The following is a 16,548-nucleotide window of genomic DNA, read 5'->3' on the forward strand; positions in this document are numbered from 1 at the left end:
CCGAGCCGGAGCCGGAGCCTGCACCCGCCGAGCCCGCACCCGCCGAGCCGGCCCCGCCGGAGGCCACCCGCCTCCACCCCCTCGACGGCACCGGCCCCCTCCCGGGCGCACCGACTGCCACCATCACCACCCCCGACGACGCCACCGCCCGCACCGAGGGCAGCTGGCACCTGCAGCCCGGCCAGGTGCTCACCATCGGCCGCGAGCGCGACTGCGACATCCAGGTGGAGGACCTGCTCGTCAGCCGCCGCCACGTGCGTCTGGAGGCCCGGCCCGAGGGGTTCGCCGTCACCGACCTGGGCTCCAGCAACGGCACCTACCTGGAGGGCCAGCGCGTGGAGTCCGGCCTGCTCACCGAGGGGCAGCGCCTGGCCGTGGGCCACGCGACCTTCCGGGTGCGCGACGGCGCCCTGGTGATGGGCAGCGACCACGGCAACGTCTCCCTGACCGCCCACGGGCTCGGCGTGCGCCTCGGCTCGGGCAAGGTGCTGCTGCAGGGCGTGGACCTGGAGCTGCCGCGCTCGAGCCTGCTGGCCGTCATCGGCCCGTCGGGTGCGGGCAAGTCCACGCTGCTGGGCGCGCTCACCGGCTCCCGCCCGGCCACCGAGGGGGAGGTGCTCTACGACGGGCTGGACCTCTACGCCTCGTACGACCAGCTGCGCCACCGCATCGGGATCGTGCCGCAGGACGACATCGTGCACCGCCACCTCACCGTGCGTGCCGCCCTGGGCTATGCCGCCGAGCTGCGCTTCCCCGAGGACGTGGAGCCCGCCGCCCGGGCCGCCCGCGTGGCCGAGGTGATGGAGGCGCTCGCGCTGACGCCCCACGCGGGCACCCGCATCGACCGGCTCTCCGGTGGGCAGCGCAAGCGCGTCTCGGTGGCCATGGAGCTGCTCACCGAGCCCTCCCTGCTGTTCCTCGACGAGCCGACCTCGGGCCTCGACCCGGGCCTGGACAAGCGCCTCATGACCACCTTCCGCGAGCTGGCCGACGGCGGGCGCACGGTGGCGGTCATCACCCACTCGGTGGCCAACCTGGACCTGTGCGACCGGGTGCTGCTGCTGGCCCCCGGCGGACGCGTGGCCTACTTCGGCCCGCCGGCCGGGCTGCTGCCGCACTTCGGGGCGGACAACCACGCCGACGTCTTCGAGCAGGTCTCCGCCGACCCCGAGGGCGTGGAGGCCGCCTTCGCCCGCACCCGTCCGCCACAGCCGGCCCCGGCACGGCGCCCGGCGGGGGAGATCTCCGAGCCGGTGCGCCAGCAGTCGCCGATGCGGCAGTGGTCGGTGGTGGTCCGGCGCCAGCTGCGCGTCATGGCCGCCGACCCCGTGTACGTGGCCATGACCCTGGCGATGCCGGTGCTCGTGGGCCTGCTCTCCTGGCTCGTGCCGGGCGATGCGGGGTTCCGCGAGCCCAGCATGGAGGCCCGCCCCTCCTCCTCCCCGATGATGGTGCTGCTCATCGTGGCCGTGGGAGCGGCGTTCATGGGCGTGGCCGGCAGCATCCGCGACCTGGTGGCCGAGCGGCCGATCTTCAGCCGGGAGGCCGCGGTGGGCCTGCGCCCGTTGGCCTACATGGCGGCCAAGGTGTCGTTGCTCTCGGTGGTGGCGGTGCTGCAGGCCGGCATCCTCGTGGCCGTGACGCTGGCCCACACGGGGCGCCCGGAGTTCTCGCACTTCGGCCTGTCGTGGTGGGAGCTCACCCTGGCCATGGGCCTGTGCGCCGCGGCGTGCGTGGCGGTGGGGCTGTGCGTCTCGGCGGTGCTGCGCACGCTGGACCAGGTGATGCCCACCCTGGTGGTGGCGATGATGGTGATGCTCGTGCTCAGCGGCGGCCTGTTCCCGGTGGTGGACCGGGCCGGGCTGGAGCAGGCGGCGTGGCTCTCGCCCACCCGGTGGGGCTACGCGATGGCGGCCTCCTCGGTGGACCTGCAGACCCTGACCGCGCGCCGCAGCACCCAGGACCCGCTGTGGGACCACGAGCTGCCGGTGTACCTGCTCAGCGCGCTGGTGCTGTTGCTGCTGCACGCGGTGGCCTCGGTGATGGCCTGGCTGCTGGTGGAGCGCTCGACCCGCCGCTGAGGGCCCGGCGGGACCCGGTAGGGCGGCGGGGCGGCCTCAGAGGTCGCGCTGCCACCACCCCACGTCGTGCGGCTCGCCGAACTTCCACCCCACGCGCCGGAAGGTGCCCACGTGCTCGAAGCCGAGGTGCTCGTGCAGGGCCACGCTGGCGGCGTTGGGCAGGGTGATGCCGGCGACGGCCAGTCGCAGCCCGCGGCCGGCCAGGTCGGTGAGCAGCCGCTCGCAGAGCAGGCGGCCGAGGCCCCGGCCGCGCGCGGCCTCGGCCAGGTAGACGCTCACCTCCGCGGTGGTGTCGTACGCGGCGCGCACCCGGTGGCGCCCGCCATAGGCGTAGCCGAGCACCTCGCCGCCCTCCTCGGCCACCAGCCAGGTGTGGTGCCGCAGCGCCCCCTCGATGCGGCGGGCCATCTCCGCGGCGTCGGGGGCCTCCAGCTCGAAGGTGATGGCGGTGTCGCGGACGGACGGGGCGTAGATGGCGGCGCAAGCGGCGGCATCGGCCGGGGTGGCCACGCGCAGGCGGGGTGCGGGGGAGGGCATACGGCATGGTGGCACACGGCCGGATCGGCCATGGGCTCCCCGGAGGGCGTCATGCACGGCCAGCTGGAGACCGATGGCGGCTACGTGCTCATGGCGGCCGACGGCACCCGCCCCGAGGACGAGGTGGTGCGCGGCGGCATGAACCTGGTGCTGTGGGGCTCCGACGAGGCCACCCTGCGCCGCCAGTTCGACGGCCTGGCCGAGGAGGCGCGGTGAACATGCCCATGGAGCAGCAGATGTGGGGCGACGTCTACGGCGACCTCACGGACACGTCCGGCATCAACTGGGGCGTGAACGTTGGCAGCTCTGAGCCGACCGTCTGAGCCGCGCGGAGCCGCCGCCGGGCTCATGGGGCGGCGTCCCGGGACGGCCGGGGACCCGGCCCCACCCGTCCCCGTCGGCCGCCTCGTCCGCCTGCGCCAGGGCGCTCTCCGCACGCGAAGTTGCCGTGCGCACGCGAAAGGTGCTCTCCGCGCGGGAAACAAGCCGTGTGGGGAGCACCTTTCCCGTGCGCGGTGACCTTTCCCGTGCGCCGGCCCGCCCCGACGCGCGGCGAGAGCCGACCGCCTGAGCCGCACTGGCCGCCTCGCCCACCCCGCCCGCCTACGCTGGCGCCATGACCACCCCCGATGCCGTGACCGCCGCCCGCGAGGCGCGCGCCCGTTACCGCGCCGGCGAGGTGCGCCCCACCAGTGGCGTGGCCCCGGGCGTCACCCAGGCCAACCTCGTGGTGCTGCCGGCCGACTGGGCCTTCGACATGCTGCTGCTGGCCCACCGCAACCCGGCCCCGATGCCGCTCCTGGACGTCACCGACCCCGGCGACCCCACCACCTCGTGGGCCCGGGGCGCGGACCTGCGCACCGACCTGCCGGCCTACCGCATCTGGCGCGACGGGCAGGTCACCGACGAGGTGCCCGACGCCACCGCCCACTGGCGCGACGACGCGGTGGCCTTCCTCTTCGGGTGCTCGTTCGGCTTCGAGGCGGCGCTGCAGTCCGCGGGGGTGCCGGTGCGGAACATCGACCAGGGGCGGAACGTGGCCATGTACCTCACCGACCGCCAGCTCACCCCGGCCGGCCGACTGCACGGCGAGCTCGTGGTCTCGATGCGGCCGATGCCGCTGCCGCTGGTGCCCACGGCCAGCACCACCAGCGCGAACGTCCCCCTGGCCCACGGCGCCCCGGTGCACGCCGGCGACCCGGCCGCCCTCGGCATCGCCGACCTGGCCCGCCCCGACTTCGGCGACCCCACCGACCTGGAGCCCGACGACGTGCCGGTCTTCTGGGCGTGCGGCGTCACCCCGCAGGCGGTGATCGAGGCCTCCCGCCCGCCGTGGGCGATCACGCACGCGCCGGGACACATGTTCGTCACCGACGTGCTCGACGGGCGCCGCTGAGCCCTCACGCGAACGGGCCGGGCAGGGAGTCCCCGCCCGGCCCGCCGCGTGCGGGGACGCCTCAGCCGAACACGGCCCGCAGCACCAGCACACCCCCGGCACCCACCACGGCCGCGGCCGGCACGGTGATGACCCACGCCAGGGCGATCGGCTTCATGAGGTTCCAGTTGGCCGCCCGGTTCACCAGACCCACGCCCAGCACGGCGCCGATGAGGATGTGCGTGGACGACACCGGCAGCCCCAGCAGCGAGGCGGTCATGACCACACCGGCGGCCGAGAGCTCGGCGGCGAACCCGCTGGCCGGGTGCATCTGCGTGAGGCCCGAGCCCACGGTGGTGATGACCTTGCGGCCGATGAACCACAGACCGGCCACCAGGGCCACGCCCGAGGCGAGCATCAGCGGGGCGGGCACGGCGGCCTCCTCGCCGATCTGCTCGGTCTTGAGCACGTCGAACACCGCCGCGAACGGTCCCACGGCGTTGGCGATGTCGTTGGAGCCGTGGCTGAAGGCGAACGCGCAGGCGGTGAACACCTGCATCCAGCTGAAGAGCACGAAGGTGGAACGGGCCAGCGACTGCTGCTTGAGGTTCTTGGCGAAGATGAACACGGCCACCCACACCGCCGCGCCCACCATGGCCAGCACGATGAGGTTGTCGGCCACCCCGTCGGTGAGGTGCAGGTTCTTGAGCCCCTTGAACAGCAGCATCGCGGTGATGACGATGGCGCCGAAGGCCGCCAGCAGCGGCACCCAGGTCTCCAGGGCCTTGTGGGCGGCCACGTCGTCGCGCTGGTCCTGGATGCGGTAGAGCTCCCGGTAGTAGTCGGTCTCCAGCTCGTCGCGGTCGAAGTCGCCGTCGGCGCTCACCACCACGGCGTCGCGGGCCATGGCGTTGGTGTACGAGATCTGCTGCAGCTCGCTGAGGCGCTCGAAGGCCTCCTTGTGGCGGGCGCGGTGCTCGATGCGCTCGGTCTTGATGCGGCGCAGGCGCTCGTCGGCGGCCTCGTTGTACTGCAGGATGCCCCGCTTGATGAGGCCGAACAGCAGGTAGGCGATGACGCCGCCCAGCAGCGGGGAGAGGAACCAGGAGATGACGATCTGGCCGATCTCGCCCCACTGCACCATCTCCCAGCCGCCCTCGCCGGTGACCAGGCCGAGGGTGACCGCCGCGCCGACGATGCCGCCGACGATGGAGTGCGTGGTGGAGACCGGCCAGCCCATCTGGGTGGCCACGAGCAGCCACACGGCCGCCCCGAGGAGCGCCGACATCATGATGAAGGCGAAGTCCATGGGCGCCAGGGCCATGCCGTCCAGGTCCACGATGCCGGAGCGCACCGTCTCGGTGACCTCACCACCGGCCAGGACCGCGCCGCCCACCTCGAACACGGCGGCCACCATGAGGGCCTGCTTCATGCTCAGCGTGCCGGCACCCACCGAGGTGCCGAACGAGTTGGCCACGTCGTTGCCGCCGATGTTGAAGGCCATGAACAGGCCGAAGAGGATCGTCACCACGAGCACCGCGTGGTGGGAGTCGATCTGCCCGGTGGCCCAGCTGGTGAAGGTGATGAGCGTGCCCACCAGCATCACGGCGAACAGCAGGTGCCACCAGAGGTCGCGGCCGCCGTCGCCGTGGCGGCCGGCGTCGGTGGTGGGTGGGGGCTCGGGTGCGGCGGTGGCCACGGGAACTCCTGTGCGACGGGAGGGGACAAGACGTGGGCACAGCGTGCCCCACCTCGGCGACGCGCGGGTTTCCTGTGGGTGAACAGGGGGAGGCCGACAGCACGGGGAGGTGAGGGCCCGGCGGGGAACCACCCCGTCTGTGCGGTGGGTGGCCGGTGTCGGCCGTCAACAACGCGTCAAGAGGGCATCAGGCCCACGTCAACGCCCCGCACCACCCCGGTGTCCGCGAGGTCCGATGGGGGACATGTTCGAAGATCTCATCGCGCTGGGTGCCGGGATCGCGACCCTGGCCTACATCGTCCACATGTTCGTGACGGACCGTTACTGAGGTGGTGCCGTGAACATCCTCGTGCACTCCCTGCTGGGGCTGGCCGTCGTCGCCGCCCTCCTCGTCGTTCCCGCCCACCTGCTCGGTGGCTGGCTCCACCGGGTCCTCACCGACGAGCACGACTGGGCCGTCGAACGCCTCACCTACCGACTGGTGGGCGTCGACCCCCGCGCCGAGCAGCCGTGGCGGGCCTACCTGGCCGCGGTGCTCGCCTTCGCGGTCGCGTCCGTGCTGCTCCTCTGGGGACTCATCCTGGTGCAGGGCCACCTGCCCTACGGGCTGGGCCGCTCCATGGACTGGCACACCGCCCTCAACACGGCCGTCAGCTTCACCACCAACACCAACTGGCAGTCGTACTCCGGTGAGGACGGAGCGGGCTACCTGGTGCAGGCGGCGGGCCTGACGGTGCAGAACTTCGTCTCGGCCGCCACCGGCATCGCCGTGGCGGGCGCACTGCTGCGTGCCCTGGCCCGCAGCGGTGCGGACACCGTGGGCAACTTCTGGGTGGATCTCACCCGCACCGTCTTCCGTGTGCTGCTGCCGGTGGCCACCCTGGGTGCGCTGCTCCTGCTGCTCGGCGGTGTGGTCCAGACCCTGCAGGCACCCTCCGAGGTGACCACCCTTTCCGGGGGCACGCAGGTGCTCCAGGGCGGACTGGTGGCCTCGCAGGAGGCCATCAAGGAGGTCGGCACCAACGGCGGTGGCTTCTTCAACGCCAACTCGGCACACCCCCTGGAGAACCCCACCCCGTGGACCAACGTGCTGGAGATCTGCCTCATCCTGGTCATCCCGTTCGCCCTGACCCGCACCTTCGGCCTGATGGTGGGTGACGCCCGTCACGGTGCCCTGCTGGCCACCGTGATGGGGGCCCTGCTCACCTGCTCGGTGGTGGTCATCGGCTGGGCCGAGATGGTCTCCGCCCGGGGGACGGCCGGCGGCATGGAGGGCAAGGAGGTGCGCTTCGGCGTGCCGTGGTCGGTGGTCTTCGGAGCTGCCACCACCGGAACCTCCACCGGTGCGGTCAACTCGATGCACGATTCCTACAGCGCCGTCGGTGGCGGCATGTTGATGCTCAACATGCTGCTCGGCGAGCTGTCGCCCGGCGGTGTGGGCTCGGGCCTGTACGGCATGCTCGTGATGCTGGTGGTGGCGGTCTTCCTCTCTGGCCTGATGGTGGGACGCACCCCGGAGCTGCTCGGCAAGTCCATCGGGCAGAAGGAGATCACCTGGGCCGCTCTCAGCGTGCTCGTGGTGCCCACCCTGGTGCTCGGGTGCTCCGCCGTGGCGGTGCTCGTGCCCGGCACCGGGGCGGCGCTGAACAACTCCGGACCGCACGGTCTCAGCGAGGTGCTCTACGCCTATGCCTCGGCAGCCAACAACAACGGGTCCGCGTTCGCGGGCCTGACGGCCTCCGACGAGTGGTTCACACTCAGCCTGGCCTTCTGCATGCTGCTGGGTCGCTTCGCGACCATCGCCGTGGTGCTGGGACTGGCAGGGGCCCTGGCCGCCCGCACCCGCCGCCCGGCCACGCGCGGCACCCTCCCGACGGCCACACCCACCTTCGCGGTGCTGCTGCTCGCCGTCACCCTCCTGGTCGCCGGCCTCACCTACCTGCCGGCGCTCGCCCTCGGACCCATCGGAGAGGCCCTCTCATGAGCACCACCCCGTCCAGCTCGTCCCTGTCCCGCACCGCCCTCGACGCGCTGCCCCAGGCGTTCCGCAAGCTCGACCCGCGCCACGTCATCGACCAGCCGGTGCTGTTCGTCGTGCTCATCGGCTCGGGTCTGACCACCCTGTACACGGTGCTGGACCCCACCGTGTTCAGCATCGGCACCACGCTGTGGCTCTGGGCCACCCTGCTCTTCGCCAACCTGGCCGAGGCCGTGGCCGAGGGTCGTGGACGTGCCCAGGCCGACTCCCTGCGCGCCGCCCAGACCGACCGCACGGCCCTGCGCCTGCTGCCTGACGGCAGCACCGAGGAGGTGCCCGCCCAACAGGTGGGTGTGGGCGACCTCGTGGTGGTGACCGCCGGGCAGGTCATCCCCTGCGACGGTGACGTCCACGAGGGGGTGGCTACCGTGGACGAGTCGGCCATCACCGGTGAGTCGGCCCCGGTGATCCGCGAGTCCGGTGGGGACCGCTGCGCGGTGACCGGCGGCACGACGGTGGTCTCCGACGGCATCGTGGTGCGCGTGACGAGCGCGCCCGGCGCCGGCTTCATCGACCGGATGATCTCCCTGGTGGAGGGGGCCGACCGTCAGCGCACCCCCAACGAGAAGGCCCTCTCGGTGCTGCTGGTGGTGCTCACCATCCTGTTCCTGCTGACGGTCATGGCCCTGCAACCCCTGGCCGTGCACAGCGGGAGCCGGGTGGAGCCGGTGATGCTCGTGGCCCTGCTGGTGTGCCTCATCCCCACCACCATCGGGGCGCTGCTCTCGGCCATCGGCATCGCCGGCATGGACCGCCTCGTGCAGCGCCGCGTGGTGGCGACCTCCGGCCGGGCCGTGGAGGCCGCCGGTGACGTGGACACGCTGCTGCTGGACAAGACCGGCACCGTCACCCACGGCAACCGCCGGGCCGATGCCGTGCACCCCGCAGCCGGTGTGGAGGAGGCCGAGGCCGTCGCAGCGGCCCGCACCTCCTCGCTCTGGGACGAGACGCCGGAGGGGCGGTCCATCGTGGAGTGGGCCGCCGACCGCGCCGCCCCCGGGAGCGCACGTCCGACCGTGGAGGAGCTGGCCGCCGCCGGTGCCGAACCGGTGCCGTTCACCGCCCAGACCCGCATGAGCGGCGTGGACCTGCCCGACGGGACCCGCCTGCGCAAGGGGGCCGCCAGCGCCGTGGGCGCCTGGGTGCGGGAGGCCGGTGGCACCGTGGGCGACGCCCTGGGGGCGATCGTGGACGAGGTCTCCCAGCAGGGTTCGACCCCGCTGGTGGTGGCCGAGCAGCGTCCCGGCCGCCCGGCCCGCGTGCTGGGTGTGGTGGCGCTCAAGGACGTGGTCAAGGACGGCATGCGCGAGCGCTTCGAGGAGCTGCGCGCCATGGGCATCCGCACCGTCATGGTCACCGGTGACAACGTGCTCACCGCCCGCGCCATCGCCGCCGAGGCCGGTGTGGACGACGTGCTGGCCGAGGCCACGCCGGAGGACAAGATGCGCCTCATCCGGGCCGAGCAGTCCGGCGGCCGGCTGGTGGCGATGGCGGGTGACGGCACCAACGACGCCCCCGCCCTGGCCCAGGCCGACGTGGGAGTGGCCATGAACACCGGCACCCAGGCCGCCAAGGAGGCGGCCAACATGGTGGACCTCGACTCGGACCCCACCAAGCTGATCGACGTGGTGCGCGTGGGCAAGGAGCTGCTGGTGACCCGCGGGGCCCTGACCACCTTCTCGGTGGCCAACGACGTGGCCAAGTACTTCGCCGTCATCCCCGCCCTGTTCGCCGGCGTCCTGCCGGGGCTCGGGCGCCTGGACGTGATGCACCTGGCCAGCCCCCAGTCGGCCATGCTCTCGGCGGTGGTGTTCAACGCCCTGATCATCGTGGCGCTCATTCCGCTGGCCATGCGGGGCGTCCACGCCCGGGCCGCGTCCGCCGGTGCACTGCTGCGCCGCAACCTCCTGGTCTACGGCGTCGGTGGCCTGGTGGCCCCCTTCGTCGGGATCAAGCTGATCGACCTGGTCGTCTCCCAGATTCCCGGAATGGTGTGATGAACGTGAACTCCTCCCTGACCCGTCCCCTGCTCGCCGCCGTGCGGATGCTGCTGGTCATGACCGTGGTGCTCGGCGTGCTCTACCCGGCCGCCGTGCTGCTGGCCGGACGTGCCCTGCCGGCCCGGGCCGACGGCTCGGTGGTGCACCACGACGGCCGTGCCGTGGGCTCGGCGCTGTTCTCGCAGGAGACCACCGACCCGCGGTGGTTCCACCCCCGCCCCTCGGCCACCGACCACGACGGTGCCTCCAGCGGCGGCAGCAACCTGGGCACCCGCGAGCCCGCCCAGCTGGAGGTCGTCCGGGAGCGCCTGGCCGCCGTGAGGCAGGAGAACCCCGATGCCGCTGGGCCGGTCCCGCCCGACGCGGTCACCGCATCGGGGTCCGGGCTGGACCCCCACATCAGCCCCGAGTACGCCGAGTACCAGCTGCCGCGCGTGGCCGCCGCCAACGACCTCCCCGTCGAGCAGGTGCGTGCGCTGGTGGAGGAGCACACCGACGGCCCCTCGCTGGGGTTCGTCGGGGCGCCCCGGGTGAACGTCCTGCTGCTCAACCTGGCCCTGGCCGACGCCGTCGGGACGGACCGGTGACAATCACGCCATGAGCCAGGGACGACTCCGCATCCGACTCGGCGCCGCCCCCGGCGTGGGCAAGACCTGCGCGATGCTGGACGAGGGGCACGCCCTCGCGGCCGACGGGGTGGACGTGGTCATCGGGTACCTCGAGGACCACGACCGCCCCGCCACCCGGCGGCGCGCCGAGGGGCTGGAGGTGGTGCCCCGCCGCCGCACCGTGCACCGCGGGGTGGCCGTGGAGGAGATGGACCTGCAGGCCGTGCTGGACCGTCGACCCGAGGTGGCGCTGGTGGACGAGCTGGCTCACACCAACGCGCCCGGCTCGGAGAACGCCAAGCGCTGGCAGGACGTGCGCGCCCTGCTGGAGGCCGGCATCGACGTGATCTCCACGGTGAACATCCAGCACCTGGAGTCGCTCAACGACACGGTCACCGCCATCACCGGGGTGGTGCAGCGCGAGACCGTTCCCGACGCCCAGGTGCGCGCCGCCGACCGGGTGGAGCTCGTGGACCTCTCGCCGGAGGCCCTGCGGGCACGTCTCACCGACGGTCTGGTCTACCGGCCCGAGCGGGTGGACTCCGCGCTGCAGAACTACTTCCGGCCCGGGAACCTGGCCGCCCTGCGCGAGCTGGCCCTGCTGTGGCTCGCCGACCGGGTCAACGAGGGCCTGGCCGCCTACCGGATCGAGCACGGCATCGATGGCACCTGGCCCACCCGCGATCGGGTGGTGGTGGCCGTCTCGGGGGGACGCGAGGGCAGCACGCTGCTGCGTCGCGGCGCCCGCATCGCCGGGCGGTCGGCCGGAGGGGCCTTCCATGCCGTGCACGTGGCCCCCATGGACGGACTCACCGTCTCCTCGCCGGGCGCGGTGGCCGGGCTGCGACAGCTCACCGAGGAGCTCGGAGGCACCTTCCACACCGTCACCGGGCGCGACCCGGCCGAGGGCGTGCTGGAGTTCGCCCGCGGCGTGAACGCCGCCCAGGTGGTGGTGGGGTCCAGCCGGCGGCCGTGGTGGCGCCGTGCCGTGGACGCCGGCACGAGCGAGAAGATCATCCGGGACTCCGGTGAGATCGACGTGCACGTGGTGACCCATGCGTTGGCCGGCCGCGGTGGGCTCTCCCGCCCGGTGGCGGACCTCCCGGCCGAGCAGGTGCGCTGGGGATGGGTGCTGGCGGTGCTGCTGCCGCTGCTGCTCACGCCGCCGATGACCTTGCTGCCCTCCGGCGGGGCGCTGCCCCTCATCGTGCAGGTCTACCTCCTGGTGACCGTGGTGGTGGCCCTGGCCGGCGGACTCTGGCCGGCCGTGGCCTCGGCGGTGATCTGCTCGGCCCTGCTCAACTGGTACTTCACCCCGCCGGTGCACGAGTGGACCATCTCCGACCCGCAGAACGTGGCCGCCATCGTGGTGTACGTGCTCATCGCGGGGCTCGTGGCAGGGGTGGTCCATGCGCGGGCGAGGCGGGCCCAGGCAGCCGTGCGGGCCCAGCAGGTCTCGCACTCGTTGGCGGCCCTGGCGCCCACCGTGCTGGGCAGTGCCGACCCGATGGGGACCCTCCTGCGCCAGGCCGTGGAGCTGCTGGGCCTGCGCCGGGTGTCCCTGGTGCGCCTCGAGGAGGGGAGCCCGCCGGTGGTCGAGGCGTCGGCGGACGCCACGGACGGACCTGCCGACACCGCATCGGAGCCGCCAGCAGGCACTGCGGAGGGTGCCGAGACCCTGCGGGAACCGGTGGGAGACGGCCACCAGCTGGTGCTGGTCACCGACCGACCGCTGGAGGCCATGCAGCGGCGCGTGGTTTCCGCCCTGGCCGTGCACGCCGAGGCCGTGGTGCAGCGCCGCGCCCTGGAGGCGGAGGCGCGTACCGCCGACGAGCTGGCCCGCGACAACCGGGCCCGCCGGGCGCTGCTCTCGGCCGTCTCCCACGACCTGCGGACCCCGCTGGCCGCCATCAAGGCGTCCATCGGGTCGTTGCGCAGCACCGAGGTCGACTTCGCTCCGGAGGATCGCGAGGAGCTGCAGGAGATCATCGAGCACTCCTCGGACCGCCTCGAGGCCCTGGTGGACAACCTGCTGGACATGTCGCGCCTGCAGTTCGGGGCCGTGGTGGCCACACTGCGTCCTGTGGACCTGGCCGAGACGGTGCACAGCGCCCTGGAGGGGGAGGAGGGTGCCACCGCGGTCGAGTGCGACTTCGACCCCGCCGCCCGGGTGGTGCTGGCCGACCCCGGTCTGTTGGAAAGGGTGCTGGGCAACCTGCTGGAGAACGCCCTGCGCCACCAGCCCGCCGGGGAACCGGTGCGGCTTCGCTCCCGCCGGGTGGAGGGAGACGACGCGGATCCCTCGGGCGCCACCGTGGTGCTCGAGCTGGCGGACACCGGGGTGGGCGTGGCCGCCGACCAGCGGGCGCGCATGTTTGAGCCGTTCCAACGGTTGGGTGACGTGCCGGCCGGCAACGGCGTGGGGCTGGGTCTGGCGGTGGCCAGGGGCCTGGTCACGGAAATGGGTGGCACCCTGGAGGCCGCGCCCACTCCCGGCGGCGGGCTGACGATGCTGGTGACCCTGCCCGCACCGGATCCCGGGGTCGACCACTCGTCACCGGGCGCGCCCTGCGCCGTGGCCGGTGTGTCCCCTGCTGCCGAGGTCCCCGAGGAGGGCGACGCATGACCCCCCGCATCCTGGTGGTGGACGACGAGGACGCCATCCGCCGCACCCTGCGCATCAACCTCCGTGCCCGCGGTTACGAGGTGGAGGCCGTGGGCTGTGGCCGTGACGCGCTGGACTCCGTGGAGCAGGACGCACCCGACCTGGTGGTGCTCGACCTGGGACTGCCGGACATCGACGGTGTGGAGGTGCTGCGGAGGATCCGCCGCACGAGCCGGGTGCCGGTGGTGGTGCTCTCGGCCCGGCGGGCCTCCGACGACAAGGTCGAGGCGCTGGACGAGGGCGCCGACGACTTCGTGACGAAGCCGTTCGGCTCCGATGAGTTCATGGCCCGGGTACGGGCTGCCCTACGCCGCGGAGAGTCGGTGACCAACGCGGCCACACCGCCCTTCGTGACCGCCCACTTCGTGCTCGACTTCGCCACGGCATCGTGCGAGGTGGCCGGCCAGCCGGTGCACCTGACCCCAACCGAGTGGCGCTTCCTGGAGGAGCTCGCCCGCCACGACGGGCGTCTCGTGCCCCATGCGGACCTGCTGCGGTCCGTGTGGGGACCGGGCTACGGGCGCGAGTCCAACTACCTGCGCGTCTACGCCAACCAGGTGCGCCGCAAGCTGGAGCCGGACCCCACCGCACCGCGCCACCTGCTCACCGAACCCGGGATGGGCTACCGCCTGGTCCGGTGAGGGGTGTCGGTGGGAGCGGGCCACGTCGTACGGCACGCGACGACCGGGCCCTGTGGACGGCTGCGACGCACCGCTGGTGCGGTGGTGTGTACTGGGGCGCCGTCGCACGAGGAGAACCATGAGCACGCCGCCGACCCTCGGGGCACCCGACTGGGAGAGCCGCACCACCGACCCCCAGCGCATCCAGACCGGCCCCGTGGACGGGAGCCACCCGATGGCGGACGCCGCCCCGTCCGCGCCGCGGTCCTCCGGTGGGCGCGGCTCGTCCGGTGGGCCGGACCGCACCACCCTCGGCTGCCTGCTGGGCGGCGGGCTGGTGGCCCTGCTGCTGGTGGTGGCCGGCTTCTGGCTGTTCGGAGGCCTGGACGAGGACCGCCCCGAGGACGCCGGTCCCGGCGACGCCGCCCAGGCCACACCGACCCTGCCGGACGCCCCGTCCGCCCCGGCGGTGCCGTCCGGTGGCGCCCTGCCGTCCACCCCGGCCATGCCCTCAATGCCGTCCGTCCCAGCGGTCGAGTCCGCCGCGCCCGTCGGCTTCGGCGAGAAGGCCACGGTGCACGGGGTGGAGGTGGTGGTGGGCGAGCCGCAGTCGTTCACCCCGAGCGAGACCGCCGCCGGCTTCTCGCCGGACGCGCATCCGGTGGTGCAGGAGGTGACGGTCACCAACCACGGGGAGAAGCCCTTCGAGGTCTCGTTCCTGACCTTCCGGGCCACCGCCGGCGGCGAGGACGTGCGTCGCGGGTTCGACTTCGGCCAGGACCTCGGCCAGCCGTCGGGCGCGGTGGAGCCCGGCGGGTCCACCACCTTCCGCATAGGCTGGTCGGTGGAGGACACCGAGGACCTGACGGTCACCGGCTCGGTGGTGACCCCCGACGGGGGCCGCGGCACCTCCACCTGGGAGAGGTGACCGTCCCACCCACCGCGGGTCGTGGACCCACGGACCGGAATGGGCCCGTGGTCGCCCGTCCGACCGCGTGGCGTCAGGTGTACTGGGAGCAATCGCACGAGGGAGAAGACCATGACCACACCGCCTCCGCCCCCCGGCTCGCCCGACTGGGAGGACCGCCCGACCGAGCCCCACCGCATCCAGCCCGGCCCCGCCGGTGGCGGTGGGTCGCCCCGTCCCTACGACCAGCCCACCCCGCCGGTGTACGGGGGGCAGCAGTCGTCGCCCTACGACCAGCCGGTCCAGGACGCCTACGGGCAGTACGGTGCCACCCCGGCCCGGGAACAGCCCGCGTACCCCGCCCACCCGATGACGGGCCACGGGGGCTCGGGCGGGCGCTCCGGGGGCGGGCACGACCGCACCGCCATCGGATGCCTGGTGGGTGCTGGCCTGCTGGTGCTGGCCGTGCTGGCAGCGCTGTTCTTCGTCCTCGGCGGGTTCGGGGGTGACTCCGAGGACGACCAGAGCACGGGGGACGAGACGTCGGTGGAGCAGACCACCCCGGCGGAGGACCCGACCACCCCGGACGAGACGACCCCGGCGGAGGACCCGACGACCCCGGACGAGACCACGCCGGCGGAGGACCCGACCACCCCGGACGAGGACGCCGCCGCGGTGGCCTTCGGGGACGCGGCCAGCGCCGGTGACGTGGAGATCACCGTGGGCCGGCCCGAGCCGTTCCAGCCCGCCGAGGGCGCGGCCGGTGCCCAGAAGACCTCCGAGGCGGTGGTCCACGAGGTGACCGTCACCAACCGCGGGGACGCGCCGCTGGGCATCGGTTCGTACTACCTCCTGGCCCAGTCCGGCGGCCAGGACGCCGAACGCATCTTCGACTACACGCAGGAAATCCGCCTGCCGAGCGACCCCGTGCCGCCGGGGGAGTCGCAGACCTACCGGGTGGCCTGGGGCGTGCAGGACGCCGGCGACCTCGCGGTGACCGCAAGCGTCAGGGGCAGCGGTTCCGAGATGCCCACCAAGCTCACCTGGAGCAACTGACACCGGGCACCTCGGACCCGCGACGGGGCCGGGTGGGGACTGATCCCCACCCGGCCCCGTCGTCGTGCTCAGCGGAAACGCGCGGCGGCATCGTACGGCCCGCGGGCGCCGGGTCGGCCGACCGTCAGGTACAGCCCGTCCGCGCGCTCCATGGCCTCCCGGGCGCCGGCCTCGTCGCCGGCCTCGGCGCGCAGCTCGCCGAGGATGCGCAGGGCGTGCGCCAGGCAGCCGGAGTCCTCGATCTGGTCGAACAACGCCACGCTGCGCTCCGCCTCGGACACCGCACGCGGCATCCGTCCCAGCCGGGCCAGGGTGCGGGCGCGGCCCCGCAGAGCCAGGCCGAGGCGGTGGGGGTCGTCGGCGCGTGTGGCGTCGCTCACCGCGAGGTCGTAGAGCTCCAGCGCCTCCTCGGGGCGGTCGTCGCCCAGCATCAGCCCGGCACGGACCGAGCGCGCGGAGGCCCGGATGCGCAGCACCCCGCACCGCCCGGCCTCCCGGGCGTGGGAGTGCGCCTCGGCCCGGCGGTGCGTCTCGCGGGTGGCGGTGAGCAGGTTGAGGTGGGTCAGCGCGATGCCGCGCTCGTCGCCCGCCGCCTCGAAGGCGTCCAGCGCCTCCAGCAGACGCTCCTCGGCCTGCTCGTAGCGCTGCCGGTACAGGTCGAACTGCGCCACCCCGCTGCAGGCGGGCGCGGGTGACGGCGTCCACGGGCATGCCCAGGAGGTCGGGGTCGCCCTCGGGACGGTCGGGGGTGCTGCCAGTGGCCGCCCCGGCGGCCTCCACCGCGGCCAGGGCGGTTCCTGCGGTGGCGCGCCACTCCTCGTGGAGCCACTCGTAGTCGAAGAAGGTCATGAGGCTGCAGGCCAACCCCGCGGCCAGTCCGGGCAGGTCGTGCTCGGCGGCCAGCTGCACCGCCGCGGCGGCCGGGCGGCGCTCGGTGTGCAGCCACGCCCGGGCCGTTCCCA

At 73.5% G+C, this 16,548-nt stretch carries 13 protein-coding genes; 10 read left to right on the forward strand and 3 right to left on the reverse strand.

The features are described 5' to 3' along the window. On the forward strand, nt 1-2,081 hold a 2,081-nt coding region (locus tag HMPREF3099_RS04080; RefSeq protein WP_070704311.1), incomplete at its 5' end, for an ATP-binding cassette domain-containing protein. A gap of 36 nt (nt 2,082-2,117) precedes the next feature. Here the strand turns inward: HMPREF3099_RS04080 and HMPREF3099_RS04085 are convergent. Continuing rightward, nucleotides 2,118-2,618 (reverse strand): GNAT family N-acetyltransferase, encoded by a 501-nt coding sequence (locus HMPREF3099_RS04085; protein WP_070704314.1) that lies wholly within the window; start codon nt 2,616-2,618, stop codon nt 2,118-2,120. 30 nt (nt 2,619-2,648) lie between these two features. Between HMPREF3099_RS04085 and HMPREF3099_RS04090 the strand changes: the two genes are divergently transcribed. Together HMPREF3099_RS04090 and HMPREF3099_RS04095 are read left to right on the forward strand one after the other, a co-directional pair. Further along, the gene (locus HMPREF3099_RS04090) at nt 2,649-2,834 is read left to right on the forward strand and encodes a VOC family protein (protein WP_070704317.1); all 186 of its coding nucleotides are present in this window, start codon (nt 2,649-2,651) and stop codon (nt 2,832-2,834) included. Between the two features lie 400 nt (nt 2,835-3,234). Then, complete coding sequence (locus tag HMPREF3099_RS04095; protein WP_070704320.1) at nt 3,235-4,014, forward strand: putative hydro-lyase; 780 nt, start codon at nt 3,235-3,237, stop codon at nt 4,012-4,014. 61 nt (nt 4,015-4,075) lie between these two features. Here the strand turns inward: HMPREF3099_RS04095 and HMPREF3099_RS04100 are convergent, their stop codons facing one another. Further along, nucleotides 4,076-5,692, reverse strand: a complete 1,617-nt coding sequence (locus tag HMPREF3099_RS04100) for an inorganic phosphate transporter (RefSeq protein ID WP_070704323.1) — start codon at nt 5,690-5,692, stop codon at nt 4,076-4,078. 337 nt (nt 5,693-6,029) lie between these two features. Between HMPREF3099_RS04100 and kdpA the strand changes: the two genes are divergently transcribed. The 7 genes from kdpA to HMPREF3099_RS12740 all read left to right on the forward strand — a co-directional run bounded on the left by kdpA (nt 6,030) and on the right by HMPREF3099_RS12740 (nt 15,586). Further along, a complete protein-coding gene (kdpA, locus tag HMPREF3099_RS04105) occupies nt 6,030-7,676 on the forward strand; it encodes a potassium-transporting ATPase subunit KdpA (protein WP_070704326.1) in 1,647 nt (548 codons plus the stop codon). Further along, complete coding sequence (kdpB, locus tag HMPREF3099_RS04110; protein WP_070704328.1) at nt 7,673-9,727, forward strand: potassium-transporting ATPase subunit KdpB; 2,055 nt, start codon at nt 7,673-7,675, stop codon at nt 9,725-9,727. Before kdpA ends, kdpB begins: the two co-directional genes overlap by 4 nt. After that, a complete protein-coding gene (gene kdpC / locus HMPREF3099_RS04115; protein WP_070704331.1) occupies nt 9,727-10,317 on the forward strand; it encodes a potassium-transporting ATPase subunit KdpC in 591 nt (196 codons plus the stop codon). Before kdpB ends, kdpC begins: the two co-directional genes overlap by 1 nt. A 10-nt stretch (nt 10,318-10,327) precedes the next feature. After that, the gene (locus tag HMPREF3099_RS04120; protein WP_070704334.1) at nt 10,328-12,964 is read left to right on the forward strand and encodes an ATP-binding protein; all 2,637 of its coding nucleotides are present in this window, start codon (nt 10,328-10,330) and stop codon (nt 12,962-12,964) included. Beyond that, the gene (locus tag HMPREF3099_RS04125) at nt 12,961-13,644 is read left to right on the forward strand and encodes a response regulator transcription factor (RefSeq protein WP_070704337.1); all 684 of its coding nucleotides are present in this window, start codon (nt 12,961-12,963) and stop codon (nt 13,642-13,644) included. Before HMPREF3099_RS04120 ends, HMPREF3099_RS04125 begins: the two co-directional genes overlap by 4 nt. 118 nt (nt 13,645-13,762) lie before the next feature. Then, nucleotides 13,763-14,551, forward strand: a complete 789-nt coding sequence (locus HMPREF3099_RS04130; RefSeq protein ID WP_070704339.1) for a hypothetical protein — start codon at nt 13,763-13,765, stop codon at nt 14,549-14,551. Nucleotides 14,552-14,662: 111 nt separating this feature from the next. Further along, entirely contained in the window at nt 14,663-15,586 is a 924-nt protein-coding gene (locus HMPREF3099_RS12740; protein ID WP_070704342.1) for a hypothetical protein, read from the forward strand. A gap of 68 nt (nt 15,587-15,654) precedes the next feature. Here HMPREF3099_RS12740 and HMPREF3099_RS04140 read toward each other — a convergent pair whose 3' ends face one another. After that, complete coding sequence (locus HMPREF3099_RS04140) at nt 15,655-16,257, reverse strand: tetratricopeptide repeat protein (protein WP_070704345.1); 603 nt, start codon at nt 16,255-16,257, stop codon at nt 15,655-15,657. Nucleotides 16,258-16,548 lie beyond the last annotated feature (291 nt).

It is taken from the genome of Kytococcus sp. HMSC28H12 (assembly GCF_001816045.1).
In the GTDB taxonomy this organism is placed as follows: Bacteria; Actinomycetota; Actinomycetes; order Actinomycetales; family Dermatophilaceae; genus Kytococcus; species Kytococcus schroeteri.

Coding starts and splice junctions, on each gene's coding strand:
- kdpB (WP_070704328.1), top strand. CDS start 7,673: ATGAGCACCACCCCGTCCAGCTCGTCCCTGTCCCGCACCGCCCTCGAC.
- kdpC (WP_070704331.1), top strand. CDS start 9,727: ATGAACGTGAACTCCTCCCTGACCCGTCCCCTGCTCGCCGCCGTGCGG.
- HMPREF3099_RS04085 (WP_070704314.1), bottom strand. CDS start 2,618: ATGCCCTCCCCCGCACCCCGCCTGCGCGTGGCCACCCCGGCCGATGCC.
- HMPREF3099_RS04130 (WP_070704339.1), top strand. CDS start 13,763: ATGAGCACGCCGCCGACCCTCGGGGCACCCGACTGGGAGAGCCGCACC.
- HMPREF3099_RS04125 (WP_070704337.1), top strand. CDS start 12,961: ATGACCCCCCGCATCCTGGTGGTGGACGACGAGGACGCCATCCGCCGC.
- HMPREF3099_RS12740 (WP_070704342.1), top strand. CDS start 14,663: ATGACCACACCGCCTCCGCCCCCCGGCTCGCCCGACTGGGAGGACCGC.
- HMPREF3099_RS04120 (WP_070704334.1), top strand. CDS start 10,328: ATGAGCCAGGGACGACTCCGCATCCGACTCGGCGCCGCCCCCGGCGTG.
- HMPREF3099_RS04095 (WP_070704320.1), top strand. CDS start 3,235: ATGACCACCCCCGATGCCGTGACCGCCGCCCGCGAGGCGCGCGCCCGT.
- HMPREF3099_RS04090 (WP_070704317.1), top strand. CDS start 2,649: ATGGGCTCCCCGGAGGGCGTCATGCACGGCCAGCTGGAGACCGATGGC.